This is a genomic window from Brevibacterium salitolerans (assembly GCF_039531405.1).
Classification (GTDB): Bacteria; Actinomycetota; Actinomycetes; order Actinomycetales; family Brevibacteriaceae; genus Brevibacterium; species Brevibacterium salitolerans.
Genome location: NZ_BAAAPZ010000002.1, coordinates 375,033 through 392,213 on the forward strand (window position 1 = coordinate 375,033; position 17,181 = coordinate 392,213).

Consider the following 17,181-nt stretch of genomic DNA (forward strand, 5'->3'; position numbering starts at 1 on the left):
CGCAGCCGGCGAGGACCGGGCGCGTTCTCCGTTGACAGAGTTCATGAAGTGGATATTGATGAAACTGTGTGGAAACATCGCATAGTCACCACGTCGCATCGCCGGATACCGCGCATTCCGCAGGGCTGTGCTCCCGCTGCGCGCTGGCCGGGGGACGCGGCGCGCTGACGGTCCCTTCTGTCTGTCGAAAGGAGAGTCCGTGCTGTCAGCTTCCGACAGTTCGCACCTCACCCAGCTGGGCACTCCCGGCGTCCTCGCACTCCTCCTCCTCTTCTACGGGGGCACGATGTGGATGTCCGTCGCGATCTCCAGACGCAAGGAGAACGCGGACGGCTACATGACGGCCGGCAACAGGATCGGCTTCGGCATCTCCGCCGCCTCCATGACCGCCACCTGGATCTGGGCATCCTCCATGTACGCCTCCGTCACCGCGGGCTACACCTACGGCGTCTCCGGCCCCATCCACTACGGGCTCTGGGGTGCGCTGATGATCCTGTTCATCTACCCCTTCGGCAAGCGCATCCGTGCGGTCGCCCCCAAGGCGCACACCCTCGCAGAGGTGATGTACGCCCGCCACGGCCGCTCCTCGCAGCTCATGCTCGCCGGCTCCAACGTGCTGGGCTCCGTCATCTCGCTCACGTCCAACTTCATCGCCGGGGGCGCGATCATCGCGATGCTCTCGCCCCTCAGCTTCGGCGCGGGCATCCTCATCGTGGCCGGCGGGGTGCTGCTGTACACCCTGTGGTCCGGCTTCCGCGCCTCCGTGCTCACCGACTTCGCGCAGGTCATGGCGATGCTGGGAGCCGCGGCGATCGTCATCCCGGTGATCTTCTTCGCCGCCGGCGGACCGGACATGTTCGAGGCCGGACGCGCGGCCGGCACCGTCACTCCGCAGCAGGAGAGCTTCCTCTCCTCCGAGGCCTTCATGAACCAGGGCGCACCGTACATCGCGGCGGTGCTCGCCTATGCGATCGGCAACCAGACGATCGCCCAGCGGCTCTTCGCGGTGCGCGAGGACCTCATCAAGCCCACGTTCGTCACCGCCACCGTGGGCTACGGCGCCACCGTGATCGGGATGGGCATGGTGGGCGTCATGGCCCTCTACCTGGGCGTCCAGCCGCTCGACGGGGACGTCAACAATCTGCTGCCCCAGATGGCCGGCGAGTACCTGCCGGTGATCCTCCTGGCGCTGGCGTTCGTCATGATCGTGGGGTCGCTGTCCTCGACGGCGGACTCCGATCTTGCCGCGCTCAGCTCCATCGTGATGGCGGACGTCTACGGGCAGTCGGTGGGCCGGGACAAGGCCGACCCCAGGAAGATGCTGCTGATCGGCCGCATCACGATGGTCGTGGCGACGGCGGCGGCGCTGTACTTCGCCACCGCCCGGTTCGACATCCTCGATCTGCTCGTCTTCGTGGGTGCGCTGTGGGGCTGCCTCGTGTTCCCGGTGATCGCCTCCTTCTACTGGAAGAAGGTCACGAACCTCGCCTTCACCGTCTCCGTGCTCGCCGCCCTCGCGGTGTTCATCCCGGTGCGCTTCGAGCTCATCGCGCCCACCGGCGTCTGGGCGCTCGTGGTCGAGGCGCTCTCGATCCTCGGCGTGGGCGTGGTGCTGGGCATCATGGCGTTCGGCTTCTTCGGCAGGCGCACCGCGGTGATCGTGGGCGTCCTGGCCACACTGGCCGTGCTGCCCTTCGGCTTCGGACACCTGCGGGACTACGCGGTCCTGTCCGGTTCACTGGTGGCCTACGCGGTCTCGTTCCTCGTGTGCTGGGGCCTGTCCGTGCGGTCGCGGATGAACTTCGACTTCGACCGGATCCGCACGGTCACGGGTGACTTCGACACGCGGACGGCCGCGGCCGAAGCCCCCACGGGCACCGCGCACGGCTCCGCCGCCGTGGCGAGCGCGCGCCGTCTCACCGACAACGACGAAGGGAACTGACCATGTCCGCAGCCGTCCTCACGGTGTACGTCCTCGTCTGGCCCGTCCTCGTGGCGGGCATCCTCGTGACGATCGCCCGCGGCTTCGCCAAGGACGCGAAGGAAGCGCGCGACGAGGGCCGTCCCCTCATCTGAGCGGGACACCACCCCGGGTTCGCCGAGGCCCTTCTCCCCGTCCGCACGGAGGGGGAGAAGGGCCTCGGCCGCGTCATCGGCCCTGCACGGCCAGGACGGAGTCTGCGGCTCCGCGGGCGCATCGCTCCGGCACCCCGTCGGCCTCGTCGAGAGGGACCTCAACCGCGGTGAAGGTCGTGTGCTCGCCCACCTGCACCGTGCCCAGCGGGTCGGCGGTGACGGAGGGGCGGTCACCGCGCAGGACGAACTCGGTGCCCTCCGGGAAGACCGCGAGCCGTGGGCGCTGCTCGTCCCCGGCACCGTCGGACACCACGGACAGGCATGCGCCGGGGCCGACGACGAGGCGGCCGGAGACCTCTGCGGCCTCACCCTCCGTCTCCTCGACGGGGGAGGCGGCGGTGAGACCCATGGGGCCTTCGCCCTCGGCGGCGACCGTGAGGCCCGCGGCTCCGGAGCCGGTGGCCGGTCCCATGCTCGCCCCGGCGTCCGAAGCCGTTTCCCCCTCTGCCCCGGGAGAGGCCTCCGCCGTCCGCTGCGGCACCTCCTCGGGAGCCTCGGTGGGGTCCGCCTCTCCTGCCGGGCCGGTGCAGGCCGCGAGTGCGAGCGCGAGGGTGAGCCCTCCCAGCACGGTCCGGGATGCGCGTCCCGCCTTCAGCACCGTCGTCATACCAGTCCTCTTCCCTTCCTGTTCGTGCCGAACCGTCGCCGCACCGCACGCCTCGTGCGCCGTGGTGCGGACCGCCCAGTCCATCACAGGGGACACGGCCGGCGCGAACCCGCCCTATTCTGTGGGGATGGACATGACGGGTGGGTGCTCCGGCGGAACGGGCCTCGGATGATCCTCGGCGAGGAGATCGAGCTGGCGCGCGACGCACTCCGCGCAGGATGGAGCGTACGGATCACCGGCAGCCGGGGGAGCGGCCGCTCACGGGTCGCCCGGGAAGCCGCGGACGCGCTGGAGCGGTCCGGGGCACCGGTGCTCCGCTGCCGTGGTGAGCACTCGACCGCGGACAGCCCCGGCTCCGTGCTGCGGCAGCTTGCGGCGGAGCTGGGACTGCGCCCGCGCGGAGCGGACGGCCGGTCCCCGGCGGGGCAGGGCGCGGAGGACCTCGCGGGAGCCCTCGACCAGGTGACGCAGGGACTCACGGCGTCGATGCTCCTCGTCGTCGACGACCCTCACCGCATGGACCCGGTCTCCCTCCGTGCGCTCGCCACACTCCGGGAGCGCACCGGTGCGCGCACGGTCATGAGCGAGGTCACCGGCGCCTCGGCCGCGGAGAGGCTGCCGCTCCACTGGCCGGAACGCGTCGTGACGGTCCGCCCCCTCGACCTCCCTGCGGCGGGAGCGCTGGCCCACGCCGTCCTGGGCGCTCCGCTCTCCCCGGCGGTGCTCACCCGCGTCCTCACCAAGACCGGCGGCTCGCCGCTGCTGCTCACCGCGCTGCTGCAGAGCGCACGGCACCGCGGGCTGCTGCAGGTGTACGAGGGCATGTGGACGCAGTCGGGCTTCGCCCTCTGGAACGACGACATGGCGCCGGTGATCGACGAGATCCTCACCGGGGAGGGCCCGCAGGGAGTGGCACTCCTGGGCGACCTCGCGCTCGAACCCGCACGCTCCGAGGCAGAGCTGGTGCGGGCCCACGGGGAGGGGACGCTGCGCGGGCTCCGGGAGAGGGGCCTCGTCCGCTCGACCGCGGCGCAGGGGAGCCCCGGCCTCGTCGTGTGGCCGCCGCTTCTGGCGGAGCGCTTCAACCGCGAGCGGATCCCCGCCCTCACGGTGGAGGAACCCGTCAGCGATGTGCCGGACTGGTGCGGCTCCGCGGACAGGCTCGCTGCGCTCGCCGCCCGCTTCGTCGAGTCGTCCCTGGCGCAGGCCGGACGCGCGCTGGCGGCCTGGCGGGCGGACCCCACGGTGGAGCACGCGCTCGCCTACTGCGCCGCGGCCTCCGGCGACCCGCGTCAGCAGGACGACCTCGAACGCGTGCTGGCGGACACGCCGACGGCCGGACGTCCCGCGGACGCCGCTCTGTTCCGCCTGGCGTACGCGCGGGCGCAGTGGACGGCCATCCGGCACCACGATCCGGAATCGGCCCTCTCCTCACTGCGGGAGTTCGGGCATGCCCATGCGCCCTGGCGGGAGTCGGCGGAGTCCGCGAGCACACTCATCGACCTCTTCACCGGCAGGGGAGTGCCCGCAGACCTCGACGGGGTGCTGCGACCGGGACCCGATCCCACCGGTGTGCGCGAGGCCGCCGCCCTCGTGGCCCTGCTTGCGGCCGGACGGATCGGGCGTGCCCGGCGGGAGGCGGACGCCCGGCCCGGTGCGGAACGGGCGGTCACGGACTGGGCGCGGCAGGTCCTGCCGCTGTTCGAGGGCGACTTCCTCTCCGCCCTGCGGATCGCGGCGCAGGAGATGCGCCGAGGGGAACGGGAGCTGGACAGGGTCGCGTTCGTCTCCGCCGGCTACACGGCGGTGCTCGCGCATCACTCGCTCGGCAGGTACCGGGCGGTGCAGGAGTGCGTCGACGCGATGGTGATGGTGGGGCGGCCGCAGGTCGACTACACGTCGATGTACGCCGCGGCGCTGAATGTCCAGGGGCTCATCGCGGTGTTCGGCGGACAGCCGGAGGCGCGGGACTCCTTCCTCAGCGAAGCAGCCGTGCTCATGCCGCAGCCCGGACCGTTCCTCGGCATGGGGACCGACTCCTTCCAGCCGCTCCTGGACCTCCGCAGTCCGGCCGCCGTGTCCGACGGCGCGGCCGCGGAGACGGTGCGGAGGCGACGGCGGCTGGGCTACCTCGCGGGAGCCGCGCAGACCGGCGCGGCGCTGCTGACGCTCGCCTACGGCCGGGAGACGACGGAGGAGCTGCGCACGGTGCTGCGCGAGGCCGATCTTCCGGCCTATCGCACGGCGGGGGAGCTCACCGCGCTCATCGACGCCGGTGCGGGCGTCTCCCGGCTCGCAGAGCTGCTCGGCACGGGTGCGGGCCGTCAGGACGGCGCGCTGCTCCGCTCGCTGCTGCGCTCCGCGGCGAGACGCATCCGCGCCGACGGCGAACCGCACCGCGCGGATGAGCTCGAGTCCGTGGCACGCACCGCCTTCGACAGCGCCGCCGGTCCGGACCTCGACCCGCTCGAGCTCGACCTCCCGGCGCGGGGGACCCAGGTGCTCACGGCGCGCGAGCGGGAGATCGCCCTGCTCGCAGGGTCTCTGGGGAATCGGGAGATCGCTGAGCGCCTCAGCCTCAGCGTGCGCACCGTGGAGAACCACCTCGCCCGCGCCGGGCGCAAGCTGGGGTCGCCCGGCCGCGGGGAGCTGGCGCGGCTGGCGGAGCGGACGGCCTGATCCTCAGCGCCGCGCAGCGCTGCGGGACCGCCGGTGCGGTGCCAGCAGCAGGAAGGCCGCTGCGAAGAGCGCGAGAGCACAGGCGATCCCCGCCGGCGTGCGCAGGACGAGGGCGGCCCAGCCGAGGAACGGCAGGGTGAGGACGTGGGCACCCACCTGCCGCACCGCGTAGGGGCTCGGATCGTCGGAGGAGTTGGCGTCGCCTCGCAGCGTGAGCGCGACGATGCCGTCCTCGCCCTTCTCCGCGGCCACGACCCGGTGGGTGAGCAGACCCTCGCCGCCGGGGCGGGGGACCGTGACGATGTCGCCGGGGCCCACCTCGGCGGCGGGGACGGATCTGAGGAGGACCAGCGAGCCGACGGGCAGCGTGGGCTCCATCGACCCGGACACCACGACGGAGGGACGGATTCCGAGGACGGCGGCGAGGACGAAGAGGACGACGCAGAGCACGCCGGCGACCGCGCCGGTGGTGAGCAGGACTGAGCGGATGATGCCGAGGATGCGCATGGGGACCTCCGGGGCCGGTGCGATTCGTGTGGGGGACGGGCCGGGTCGTGGGCTGCGGTGAGTGGGGTCTCAGCTCCGCACGAGCACCGTGGGAGTGGCGGCTCCCGTGATCGGGGTGCCGAACGGATGGGCTTCGTCGGCCTCGGTGTGGCGGTAGATCCTGTAGCCGCGCAGTGAGGGGGAGGCGGGGACTCTGCACTGGGAGAACAGGTGGCCGCCGGCCGTGCCGGCTCCCCAGGCGTAGGTGCGGCCGTCCGCGAGCCGGGCCCATGCCGCGCACTGGGTGAGGGCGATGTGCTCCACCCGGACGTCGCGGGGCACTCCGGACACGGCCAGCGGCTCGAGGACCGTCGTCCGGTCCGAGGGTGCCGCGTCGTTCGCGCAGTCCGTCCCGCTGACCGTCCCTCCGGCGGTCTGTGCCCCCACCGCCTGGCAGACGTTGTTCGCGCCCCAGCCGTAGACGCGTCCGTCCCTGCCCAGTGCGAGCACGGAGCTCACCCCCGCCGCGACCGCGTCGTACCGGCGGTCGCCGCTCACAGGAGCAGGCCGGTCCGCGGGAGCGTCGGAACGGTCCGGACGCCCCAGGAACTGCCGGCCCCAGGCACTCTTCGTCGTCCACGTGAGGAGCTCGCCGTCCTGGGTGAGGAGCCGTGCGGCGCCAGCGCTGAATCCCAGCTGGCGGACCGGGCACCGGCCGGAGTCGACGGCCTCGGCGCCCAGCACTCCGTCACACGCGTCCAGGGAGCGGGTGCGCATGTGCGCGACGATGTCCGCGTACCGCTCGTGCCGGGCGCTCTCGGAGGTCAGCGCGTCCTCGTCGTAGACGAGGCCGTCCGCGGTCGTGTAGAGCTCCGGATACCGCTGGAAGAGCGCGCGATTGGCTCCTTCGTTGAGCGCTGGGCAGCGGGTGCTCACGGCGGGGGAGCCGGTGCCGTCGGAGTTGTCGAACCCCCACGTGTAGACGAGCCCGTTGCGGGCCACCGCGCCCGCGGCGTTGGGACCGCTCCACACGGAATGCCAGTGCACCTCGCCCAGGCTGTTCCCGCCGTCGGCAGCGCAGCCGCTCCCCGAGGGAACGGCGGTGGTGCGCTGCGCGGGGAACGGGAGGGGTGCGTCCCCGGCACCGGCGGGAGCGGGCAGGTTCTCCCCGCCGTATCCCCACGCCCACAGGATCCCGGCGCGGTCGAGAGCGAGGAACTGGTTCTCGATCCGGGCGATCCGCGCGATGGCGGGGAGCTCGCCGCCACCGGCGGTGCGCGTCACCCTTCCCGCGGAGCGGCTGGCGGCGACGGAGATGTCACCGCGCCCTATCAGCTGCGGGCCCGCCGGAGACCTGTACGTCATGCCCCAGGTCCAGACTCCGCCGTCGTCGTCGAGCGCCATGAAGGACGTCGTCTGCGTGTGGGGAGTGTGGAAGTCGTTGGTGGAGCCCGCCGCGTCGACGATGCGGACGCCCCGGGGCAGATCCACTCGGGTGGGATCCGTGCGCGGGCCGGGCACCGCGCCGTTGCCGTCACCGGTGCTGCGGAGTCCGCCCACATAGAGGTCCCCGCTCGGGGTGAGGAAGACGGCAGCCGCCGCGGACTGGTCGTAGGCGACCGGGGCGGCGTCGGGTCCTGCGGACGTCCGCAGCGACACGGACCCGTAGGTGGGATCGGTGAAGCCCGCCGTGGTGAGGGTGCTGCCGAGGCCGGTGGCCCCCGCCGTCGCTGCGAGACAGAGCAGGAGCAGGGCGGCGAGGGTCCGCTGCCGGCTGTGACCCGTGCGGATGCTGGTGCTCATGTGTGGGAGGTTCCTTCGAGTGAGAGGTCGATCGTCCAGGAGGCGTGCGAGAGGCGACGGAGGTCCGCGTCGTCCGTGAGGGTGAGGCGGACGGTGAGGACGGCAGAGGACCGGCTCCCGCCGGAGAAGTGCTCGCCGGCCGCCTGCGCGGCTCCCGTCCGGGGAGCGAGCTCCGGCGGAGCCACGGAGATCTCCTGCCGCAGGTCGGGAGAGTCCTCCGGATCCGCGGGGTCACCGGTGAGGACCGTGGCCGTGCCGTCCTGTGTGTGGGAGACCGCCAGGCGGAGATGGCCCAGGAGAGCCGCCTCCGGGCCGGTCGCCTTCACCCGGAGGACGGGGGCGAATGCCGTCCCGGGGCTGTTGTTGGCGATGCGGACGGGGAGCTCGAGGGTGGTGCCGGGCATCAGCTCCGCGGTCGAGGTCCGGGTGAGGGGCTGCCCGGGCGCACGCGTGAGCGCCGCGATCGCCCCCTCGTCGTCCAGCACCGCGATCTCGAAACGGCTGGAGGGCTCCGTCCGGAGGCGCGCGGCATCGGTGAATGCGGCACTCACCAGCACGGCGAGGACCAGGCACGCCGCGAGGAGTGCGCCCGTGAGAGGGAGAACGAACCGTGTGCGCTCATGCCGGCGTGTCATCGGGGCCCTCCTCCTGCGGCCGCTCCGTCTGTGCGGCGCGGTACAGACGTATGCCGGCGAGGATGAGCGCGAGTGCGACGAGGAGCGCCGTGAGCACGCCGGCGGCCCCTGTGCGGGGCAGGTGCCCTCCGTCCGGAGGTCCGAACGCGCCGTCGTCCTCCGGAGCCGCCTGGGAGAGGAACCGGAAGCGGAGCACCGCGGAGGTGCCGCGGTACTCGTCCCCGGCCTGCAGGGGGCGCCGCGCGCGGGCGCGGACAGTCGTCCAGCCCTGGGACGGGGTGGCCGCGACGGTGATCGGAGAGCCGCGGAGCTGTGCGGCAGTGCCTTCTGCCAGCATCTCGCCGTCGTCGTCCTCCAGCGTGAGGATCAGCCCACCGGGGCCGTCCAGTGCGGCACCGGTCGCGGAGACGAGGACGAGGTCGAATGCGGACGCCCGGGCCGACGATGCGCGCACTCCCATCTGCCAGTCCACGCTGTGCCCCGGCGCCGGAACCGTCAGCGAGATCTGCTCGCCCCGGGTCTCCAGGGCGGGCCGGGCCTCGGCGGCGGTGGAGGGGAGCACGCCGCAGAGGCAGGCGGTCAGCACGGCGAGAAGGACTGCCCGTGGAGCTAGCCTCATGCCCAGGCTCCTTCTATCCGGACCGGCTCCTCCGGTGCCTGCGTCTCCCCGCTCACGCGAATGAGGACGTCGAGGCCGGCATTGCGGGCGGAGGCGGGGGCGTCGGCCGCGAGCCAGAAGCTGAGACTCAGCTCGGTCTCCTCGTCCGGTTCCAGACCGCGGAGGAGCACGAGCCCCTCCGGGTGTGACGCGAACCAGGATCCCGAGACCGTGGTGCCGTCCGGCACCGGTGTGCCTCCCTCCGCCTGGGCGGCAATGCGCAGGTGCTCCAGGATCTCGTCCGGCTCGACCTCCTCCAGCGCCACCGAGACCTCGACCGCTGCGGCCGAGGAACGGCTGATCACGGGGAAGCTCACCACCGCGGTGGCCGCACCGGGGGAGCCGTCCGCTCCGGCAGGAGCCGCGGCCCTGCCGTTGGAGCTCAGGGCGCTGGGGGCATCCGGTGCGGCGAACTGGCCCTCCGGCTGTGCGATGTCCACCTCGCCCGAGGCCGAGACGGCGGTCGAGAACCCCGCCGTGAAGGCGGAATCGGCCGGGGCAGCCGCGGCGAGCGCCCCCAGGAGGGTCGCTGCGGCGGCGAGAGCCGCTGTGGCCGCGGTGAGGCCGTGTGCGGTGCCGGCCGTCCGGACCGTGCGGTCCCGTGGCTTCGTCATCGTGATTCTCCTTCCAGGGTGACGAGCACTCCCGTGGGTGCCGCGGTCGTCTCCGCTCCGTCCGGCAGGTCCACCCGGAGCCGGAGACGGCGGACCTCACCGGGTTCCAGTGCGCGACTGCTGCAGCCCCGTGAGGCGGACTCCGTGTGCGGGCCGATGGTGATGAGAGGGCCGTGGGCGTCCGTGAGGCGCACCCGCGAGCCCGCCCAGTCCGTTCGCGCGCTCCCACCCGCTGCTCGAGGGGCGAGCTCCGCGCACAGCCGGGCGCCGATGTCAGGCGGCGAGCTTCTCACCGCGAGGGTGTAGACGTTCTCGGATCCGGACGTCCACGGATTCGCGTCGTCGGCGGCGCTGAGCGTGATCGGCACGGGATTGCCCTGCTGCCAGTCGTCCGCGCGCGGTGACCAGCCGGACGCGGCCCCCGCAGCCGCCTGCAGGTCGAAGCCAGCGTCCTCGCGCAGCTCGACGACGACGTCCGCGGACACGAGGCCGAGTCCCGCGGTGAGGAGCGCGCACGCGCCGGCCAGCAGGCCGAGGGAGAGGACGGGGCGGGTGCGCTGGATGCGGAGCACGGGCTCCTCGGGCGCGCCCGAGGAGCGCATCACCTGCTGGAGCCGTCGAAGCGGGCCTGGATCGCGGTGCCCCCTCCGTTCGCGGCGTTCGTGGCCTCCTGGTCCGCGCCGTCCGCCAGGGAGATGCGCAGGACGACGACCCGGCCGCTCTCCGGTGCGAGGTCGCCCAGCTTCACGGTGGAGGTGCTGCCGGAGGCGCCGAGCACACCGCTGCCCACCGGCTTCCACTGGGCGGGGGCGGAGGAGGCGTCGTCGACCTCCGCATAGGAGAACCGGAGCAGCCCGGTGTAGGCGCGGTCCGCCGCAGACGGGTTCTCGGTGGTGTTCTCGAGCGTGAGCGAGAGGGTGGAGTCGAGCTTTTCCGAGGCGTTGCGCACGGGGAGCCTCACCGTCAGCGGGCCGCCGCCCGGCGACAGGGAGTCGGAGCCGGGGATGGTCACCGCCTCGGCATCGGGGTTCGCCTCCACCCAGCGGGCCACGGAGCCCACGGTGGGCTCCTGCCCGGTCGAGACCTGGATGTTGTAGCCGTTGGACTCACCGCCCAGTCCGCCTGCGCCCAGATCCAGCAGGGCGAAGTCCGTGAATGCGGCTGCGGTGGCGAGCGCGCCGATCCCCAGGAGCACACCGCCTCCCACGAAGAGGCGCCTGCGTCCGTTCCGGTGCTCCTTCTCCTCCGCAGGCCCGGAGGCGGTGGGGCCGAGGCCGTCGGTGGGGACTGTGGTCGTTGCGGGAGTGTCGCTCATGGTCAGTGCTCCTCACTGGGTGTGCGCCGGGCCGTCCGGCGCACACCCAGAGTGGGAGGCGGGATGAGCGGATGAGTGTGCCCTCAGCGGCGAGGGCGGCGCAGTGAGGTCGCGGAGCGGCCGGAATGAGTGTGCGCACGGCGGCCGGCGTGCGCATCGCATCACCGTGTGCTCAGCGGTGGTCGTCGACCTCCGGCTCGGCGCCCTGGGCGGATTCCAGCGCCTCGATGAACGACCAGGAGTCCGGCAGCGAGCCGTCCGCGTCCGTGAGGCCGTAGTGCCGTCCCAGCTCGAACGAGCTCACCGACTGCGTGTTCCACCGGTGCCGGTCCGGGTCCGAGGCGAGTGCCCGGACGCCGCGGGCCAGCAGGGCGGGCGTCTCCGAGATCGCGAACGCGTACGGCGGGAGGGCGTCCTCGCGGCCCCTATTGGCCTCGGCCGCGGCCCGCCACGTCTCCTCCGTGACGCCGAAGTGCTCGAGCATCATCTCCGACCGCAGCCAGCCCGGGGTCACGGAGACCGCCGTCCCGCCGTACGGGGCCAGCTCGTGCCCCTGCGCGTAGGCGAGTCGGTCCACCGCGGTCTTCGTCACGTCGAGGAACACGGTCGAGCGGAAGTGCGCTGCGTTGTACGCGCGCGTGCCGTCCGTCACCTCGACGACGAGGCCGCCCCGGTGCCGGACCAGCAGGCCGAGAGCGGCGTGGCTGGTGAGGAGGTGGGTCAGGAATCCGGTCTCGAACAGCCGCATGCCCTCGTCCCAGTCGTACTCCCACAGGGGCGTGTCGAACTCCACGTAGGCCTCGCCGCCGATGTCGTTGACGAGTACGTCCAGGTGTCCGTGAGTGGCGTCGATCCGCTCGATCAGCGTCCGCACCTGCGCACGGTCCCGGTGGTCGACCGTCACGGCGTGGGCGGTGCCGCCGTCCGCGCGGATGAGCTCCGCCGTCTCCGCCACGGTCTCCGGGCGCCCGTAGTCGGAGGGCGCGGCTGTGGTCGAGCGGCCGGTGCAGTACACCTCCGCTCCGCCCGCGGCCAGCTCCCGTGCGATGGCTCGGCCCGCGCCGCGGGTGGCGCCCGTCACCAGTGCGATCCTGCCGTGGAGTGGAGTCGTCTCCGTCATCGTCCTGTCCTCTCGTCCTCTCCGGCGGGTGTGCCGGGTATGAGCCACTCTCACAGGAGTTGACGACATCCGCTGTCGTGAATGCGGGATAGTGTGACGCGCATGACCGCTTCGAGGCTGCTCGGGATGATGCTGGAGCTCACGCGCGTGCCCGCCACCAGCGTGGAGAGGCTGGCCCGGAGGTTCGAGGTCTCCGCACGGACGGTGCAGCGTGACCTCGCCGCGCTGCGGGAGCTGGGTGTCCCGCTGTGGACGCGCACCGGGCCGGCCGGCGGTGTGGGCGTGGTCGACGGCTGGCGCTCGCCCGTCCTCGGGATGACCGGTCCGGAGGTGCAGGCGCTGCTCCTGGGGGAGGCCGGTGCCCGGGACCTGGGGCTGGGAGAGGCCCATCTCACGGCGCAGCTGAAGTTCGGGGCCGCGGCTCCCGGCGGCGATCCCTCCGTGCGGGAGAGGTTCCTGCTCGACAGCGAGGGGTGGTTCTCCTCCGTGGAGAGGCCGGCGGCCCTGCTCGAGGTGGCGGAGGCGGTGCGGACGGGACGGCGCGTGCGCCTGCGGTACGCCCGGTACGGCGGCGACCCCGCGGAGGGTGCGCCGAGGCTGCTCGATCCGCTCGGCCTCGTGCGCAAGGCCGGTGCGTGGTATCTCGTCGCCGCCGGCACAGGACGGGTGCGCACGTATCGGGTCTCGCGGATGAGCGACGTCGTGGTGTGTGAGGACGGGGCAGCCCGGCCGCCGGGATTCTCCCTCGCGGAGTACTGGCAGCGGGCCTCGGCGGAGTTCGAGGCCTCGGTCCTCGTGTGTGACGTGCACCTGCGGATCCCGGAGGGCTCCGTCGCGGCGCTGCTGGCGACGGTGCCGGGCCCGGCCACGGCGCAGGCCGTGGACGCGGCAGTGCGCGAGGACGGGTGCCTGAGCCTCCGGCTGCGGATGGAGAGGGAGGACATCGCCGCAGGGCAGCTGCTGGCCGTGCCGGGAGCCGAGGTCCGCAGCCCCGCCTCCCTCCGCCGTGCGCTGCACGCGCGGGCCCGTGCGATCGCGGCGGCGAACGTCCCGCCCGCAGCGTCTGGCCGGGCGCGTGCAACGACGGTGCAACCTCTCCGGGAAGAGACTGTGTCCTGCGTCATGGACGGACGTCGAGGACACGAAGGAGTGGACATGACCGAGACGGTGACAGCGCACACACAGGACACGCAGACCCACGCGCCGGGCCCGGATGAGCGGGTGGAGACGTGGCTGAGCGCACTGGACGAGGCGCTCACCGCCGGTGACGCGGATGCCGCGGCGGAGCTCTTCGAGGAGGACGGGTACTGGCGGGACTTCGTCGCCTTCACCTGGAACCTGCGCACGCTGGAGGGCCGCGAGGAGATCAGGCAGATGCTGCGTGCACAGCTGGCGCACGTCGCTCCCTCCGGATGGCGGCTGGACGAACCGGCGACGGAGGCGGACGGCGTGACCGAGGCGTGGATCCGGTTCGAGACGGGCGTCTCCCGCGGCTGGGGGCACCTCCGTCTGCGGGAGGGCAGAGCGTGGACGCTGCTCACCACCATGCAGGAGCTCAAGGGGTTCGAGGAGAAGAAGGGGAGCGCCCGGGAGAAGGGCGTGGACCACGTCATCGAACGCGGCAGGAAGACCTGGCTGGAGCGGAAGCAGGAGCATCAGGCGCGGTTCGGCTACGAGGAGCAGCCCTACGTCGTGATCGTCGGCGGCGGGCAGGGCGGGATCGGACTCGCCGCTCGCCTCAAGCGGCAGGGCGTGCCCGCACTCGTCGTCGAACGCAATGAGCGGGCCGGGGACTCCTGGCGCAACCGCTACAAGTCGCTCCACCTGCACGACCCGGTCTGGTACGACCACCTGCCCTACCTCCCCTTCCCCGACGACTGGCCCGTCTTCGCGGCGAAGGACCGGATCGGCGACTGGCTGGAGCACTACACGGCACTCATGGAGCTGGACTACTGGTCCGGGACGGAGTGCCTGGGCGCGGAGTTCGACGAGGCCGCCGGCACCTGGCGGGTGCGCGTGGACCGCCGCGGTGAGGCGGTGGAGCTCAGGCCCACCCACCTCGTCTTCGCGCTGGGGGTCTCCGGCTATCCGAACATCCCGGAGTTCGAGGGCGCGGAGAGCTTCGAGGGTGAGCAGACGCACTCCTCGGCCTTCACCGGGGAGGGCGAGTACGAGGGCCGGCGCGCCGTGGTGATCGGCTCGAACAACTCCGCCCATGACATCTGTGCCGCACTCTGGGAGAAGGGCGCAGAGGTGACGATGGTGCAGCGTTCGTCCACGCACATCTCCCGGAGCGAATCCCTCATGTCGCTCGCGCTGGGTCCGCTGTACTCGGAGGAGGCGCTGGCGAACGGGATCACGACCGAGAAGGCGGACATGCTCTTCGCCTCATGGCCGTACCGGCTCCTGCCGGGGGTGCAGATCCCGGTCTACGAACAGATGGCGGAGCAGGACGCGGAGTTCTACCGGCAGCTGGAGGAGGCGGGATTCGAGCTCGACATGGGCGAGGACGGCTCCGGGCTGTTCCTCAAGTACCTGCGCCGCGGCTCCGGCTACTACATCGACGTCGGTGCCAGCCAGCTCGTCATCGACGGCCGCATCGCACTCGCCCGCGGACAGGTGACGAGGATCGAGCCGGACGCGGTCGTGGTGGACGACGGCAGCGCGGAGGGCAGGCGGCTGCCGGCCGACCTCATCGTCTACGCGACCGGCTACGGATCGATGAACCAGTGGCTGCGGGACCTCGTCTCCCCGGAGATCGCGGACCGGGTGGGGAAGGTCTGGGGCTTCGGTTCGGACACCGCCAAGGATCCCGGCCCCTGGGAGGGGGAGCTGCGGAACATGTGGAAGCCCACCGCTGTGGACCAGCTCTGGATCCACGGCGGCAATCTCCACCAGTCCAGGCACTACTCCCGCTACCTCGCGCTGCAGCTCAAGGCGCGCCTCGAGGGCCTCGACACCCCGGTCTACGGACAGCAGGAGGTACACCACACGAGCTGAGGGGCGGTGGGCCGTGTCCCGCCCACGCCGTAGGCTGAGGGCATGGATCACCAGGACCTCGCCGCACCCGTCCAGCCTCCCGCCGCATCTGCGCCGGAGGCGGCGCCGCAGGCGCTCGAGGTCCTCTCCCGCGTCTTCGGCTACGAGTCCTTCCGCGGCAACCAGCAGGCGATCATCGAGCACGTGACCGGCGGGGGAGACGCCGTGGTGCTCATGCCCACCGGCGGCGGCAAGTCGCTGTGCTACCAGATCCCGGCGCTCCTGCGACCCGGGACCGGGATCGTGGTCTCCCCGCTCATCGCGCTCATGGCGGATCAGGTCGCCGCCCTGGAGGCGGTGGGGATCCGGGCTGCGTACCTCAACTCCACACTGGAACCCCACGAGGCCGCGGCCGTGGAGCAGCAGCTGCTGGCGGGTGAGCTGGACCTCCTCTACATGGCACCGGAGCGCCTCGTCCTGCCGCGCACGCGCGATCTCCTCCAGCGCGCGCCGCTGGCGCTGTTCGCCATCGACGAGGCGCACTGCGTCTCCCAGTGGGGCCACGACTTCCGGCCGGACTACATGGGGCTCGCCGTCCTCGCCGGCGAGTTCCCCTCCGTTCCGCGCATGGCGCTCACCGCCACCGCCACCCGCGCCACGCACGAGGAGATGACCCAGCGGTTGCGCATGGAGCGGGCGGAGCACTTCGTCTCCAGCTTCGACCGGCCCAACATCCAGTACCGGATCACGCCCAAGGACCGGCCGCGGGACCAGCTGCTGACGCTCATCCGCACGGAGCACGAGGGGGAGGCGGGCATCGTCTACTGCCTCTCCCGCAGGAGCGTCGAGCAGACGGCCGAGTGGCTCGCCGCCCGCGGTGTGCCGGCGCTGCCGTATCACGCGGGCCTCGACGCCACGGTGCGCCACCGGCACCAGGAGCGCTTCCTCCGCGAGGACGGCCTCGTGATGGTGGCGACGATCGCGTTCGGCATGGGCATCGACAAGCCGGACGTCCGCTTCGTCGCCCATCTGGACCTGCCCAAGAGCATCGAGGGCTACTACCAGGAGACGGGGCGCGCGGGCCGTGACGGCCAGCCCTCGACGGCCTGGTTGGCCTTCGGGCTGCAGGACGTCGTGAACCAGCGCCGGTTCATCGACGCTTCGGAGGGCGACGACGCCTTCAAGCGCAACGCGCGCAGCCATCTCGACGCCATGCTCGCGCTGTGCGAGACGGTGACCTGCCGGCGCGTGCAGCTGCTGCGGTACTTCGGCCAGGACTCGCAGCCCTGCGGCAACTGCGACACGTGCCTGCATCCGCCCGTCACCTGGGACGGGACGGTCGCCGCGCAGAAGCTGCTGTCCGCGATCATCCGGCTGGACCGGGAGCGCGAACAGAGGTTCGGCGCCGGCCAGGTGATCGACGTGCTGCTGGGCAGGGAGAGCGAGCGCTCCACCCGGTCGCGGCACCAGGAGCTCAGCGTCTGGGGGATCGGCCAGGAGCTCAGCGACCGGCAGTGGCGCACCGTGACGCGCCAGCTCGCCGCGCGCGGGATCGTGGAGGCCGTGGGGGAGTACGGGGTGCTGGTGCCCGGCAGCGAGTCCGGACCGGTGCTGCGCGGCGAGGTCACGGTGGAGCTCGCGGAGGACCGTGCTCCGGTGCAGGGCCGTGCCCGAGGCGGCTCCTCCTCGGGTGCGGGCGGCTCCTCCGGCGCCGGCAGGGCTCGGGCGGCAGACGGGCTGGAGCCCGCGCAGAAGGAGGTCTTCGAGGCCCTGCGCGCGTGGCGGACCTCCGTGGCCAAGGAGAAGCAGATCCCGCCCTACATGGTCTTCTCCGACGCCACCCTGGTGGGCATCGTCGAGGCCCGGCCGGCGAGCACCGGGCAGCTGGGGACCGTGAGCGGTGTGGGTGCGAAGAAGCTGGCGGAGTACGGCGACGCGATCCTGGAGGTGCTCACCGAGGTGGACTCGCCTGCCGCGCAGGAGGGCAGTGCGGAGACGCGGCGGGTCCTGCCGGTGTTCGGTCCCGGCAGAAGCGCCCCCGGCGGACGCGAGGAGTGAACGCGGAGGGGCCGCGCCGTGATGACGGCGGCGGCCTGCCGGTCGCGACGGTTCTGCTCGACATCGCCGAACGCGGGGGTCTGGGCCGCGC

General features: G+C 72.5%; 14 protein-coding genes and 1 pseudogene. 6 read left to right on the forward strand and 9 right to left on the reverse strand.

Annotated elements, in window-relative coordinates; all coding sequences use genetic code 11:
* The first annotated feature begins 286 nt into the window (after positions 1-286).
* Both ABD240_RS02750 and ABD240_RS02755 read left to right on the forward strand, forming a co-directional pair.
* The gene (locus ABD240_RS02750; RefSeq protein WP_291799365.1) at positions 287-1,942 is read left to right on the forward strand and encodes a sodium:solute symporter family protein; all 1,656 of its coding nucleotides are present in this window, start codon (positions 287-289) and stop codon (positions 1,940-1,942) included.
* A gap of 2 nt (positions 1,943-1,944) precedes the next feature.
* A complete protein-coding gene (locus ABD240_RS02755; RefSeq protein ID WP_291799291.1) occupies positions 1,945-2,076 on the forward strand; it encodes a putative transporter small subunit in 132 nt (43 codons plus the stop codon).
* A 73-nt stretch (positions 2,077-2,149) separates the two neighbouring features.
* Here the strand turns inward: ABD240_RS02755 and ABD240_RS02760 are convergent, their stop codons facing one another.
* On the reverse strand, positions 2,150-2,743 hold the full coding sequence (locus ABD240_RS02760) for a magnesium transporter CorA family protein (RefSeq protein ID WP_344334906.1): 594 nt from the start codon (positions 2,741-2,743) through the stop codon (positions 2,150-2,152).
* Positions 2,744-2,911: 168 nt separating this feature from the next.
* Here ABD240_RS02760 and ABD240_RS02765 point away from each other — a divergent pair, with 168 nt between their 5' ends.
* Positions 2,912-5,422 (forward strand): LuxR C-terminal-related transcriptional regulator, encoded by a 2,511-nt coding sequence (locus ABD240_RS02765; protein WP_344334908.1) that lies wholly within the window; start codon positions 2,912-2,914, stop codon positions 5,420-5,422.
* A gap of 3 nt (positions 5,423-5,425) precedes the next feature.
* On the opposite strand, the gene ABD240_RS02770 is transcribed toward ABD240_RS02765, so the two are convergent.
* The 8 genes from ABD240_RS02770 to ABD240_RS02805 form a co-directional block, all read right to left on the reverse strand.
* A complete protein-coding gene (locus tag ABD240_RS02770) occupies positions 5,426-5,929 on the reverse strand; it encodes a signal peptidase I (protein WP_344334909.1) in 504 nt (167 codons plus the stop codon).
* 69 nt (positions 5,930-5,998) lie between these two features.
* On the reverse strand, positions 5,999-7,711 hold the full coding sequence (locus tag ABD240_RS02775; protein ID WP_344334911.1) for an RCC1 domain-containing protein: 1,713 nt from the start codon (positions 7,709-7,711) through the stop codon (positions 5,999-6,001).
* Positions 7,708-8,346, reverse strand: a complete 639-nt coding sequence (locus ABD240_RS02780) for a hypothetical protein (protein WP_344334914.1) — start codon at positions 8,344-8,346, stop codon at positions 7,708-7,710. The genes ABD240_RS02775 and ABD240_RS02780 overlap by 4 nt, the downstream gene beginning before the upstream one ends.
* Complete coding sequence (locus ABD240_RS02785) at positions 8,330-8,965, reverse strand: hypothetical protein (RefSeq protein ID WP_291794565.1); 636 nt, start codon at positions 8,963-8,965, stop codon at positions 8,330-8,332. The genes ABD240_RS02780 and ABD240_RS02785 overlap by 17 nt, the downstream gene beginning before the upstream one ends.
* Positions 8,962-9,618 (reverse strand): hypothetical protein, encoded by a 657-nt coding sequence (locus ABD240_RS02790; RefSeq protein ID WP_291794567.1) that lies wholly within the window; start codon positions 9,616-9,618, stop codon positions 8,962-8,964. The genes ABD240_RS02785 and ABD240_RS02790 overlap by 4 nt, the downstream gene beginning before the upstream one ends.
* Positions 9,615-10,190, reverse strand: a complete 576-nt coding sequence (locus ABD240_RS02795; RefSeq protein WP_291794569.1) for a hypothetical protein — start codon at positions 10,188-10,190, stop codon at positions 9,615-9,617. The genes ABD240_RS02790 and ABD240_RS02795 overlap by 4 nt, the downstream gene beginning before the upstream one ends.
* A gap of 29 nt (positions 10,191-10,219) precedes the next feature.
* Entirely contained in the window at positions 10,220-10,933 is a 714-nt protein-coding gene (locus tag ABD240_RS02800) for a hypothetical protein (protein ID WP_344334919.1), read from the reverse strand.
* 172 nt (positions 10,934-11,105) lie between these two features.
* Positions 11,106-12,053, reverse strand: coding sequence for an SDR family oxidoreductase (locus tag ABD240_RS02805; protein WP_344334921.1), 948 nt, complete (start codon positions 12,051-12,053; stop codon positions 11,106-11,108).
* A gap of 129 nt (positions 12,054-12,182) precedes the next feature.
* On the opposite strand from ABD240_RS02805, the pseudogene ABD240_RS17170 reads away from it, so the two are divergent.
* The 3 genes and pseudogenes from ABD240_RS17170 to recQ form a co-directional block, all read left to right on the forward strand.
* Positions 12,183-12,746, forward strand: a pseudogene (locus ABD240_RS17170) (helix-turn-helix transcriptional regulator); the annotation flags it as partial.
* A 462-nt stretch (positions 12,747-13,208) separates the two neighbouring features.
* A complete protein-coding gene (locus tag ABD240_RS02815) occupies positions 13,209-15,053 on the forward strand; it encodes an NAD(P)/FAD-dependent oxidoreductase (protein ID WP_291794616.1) in 1,845 nt (614 codons plus the stop codon).
* Between the two features lie 42 nt (positions 15,054-15,095).
* Entirely contained in the window at positions 15,096-17,090 is a 1,995-nt protein-coding gene (gene recQ, locus ABD240_RS02820; protein WP_344334923.1) for a DNA helicase RecQ, read from the forward strand.
* Positions 17,091-17,181 lie beyond the last annotated feature (91 nt).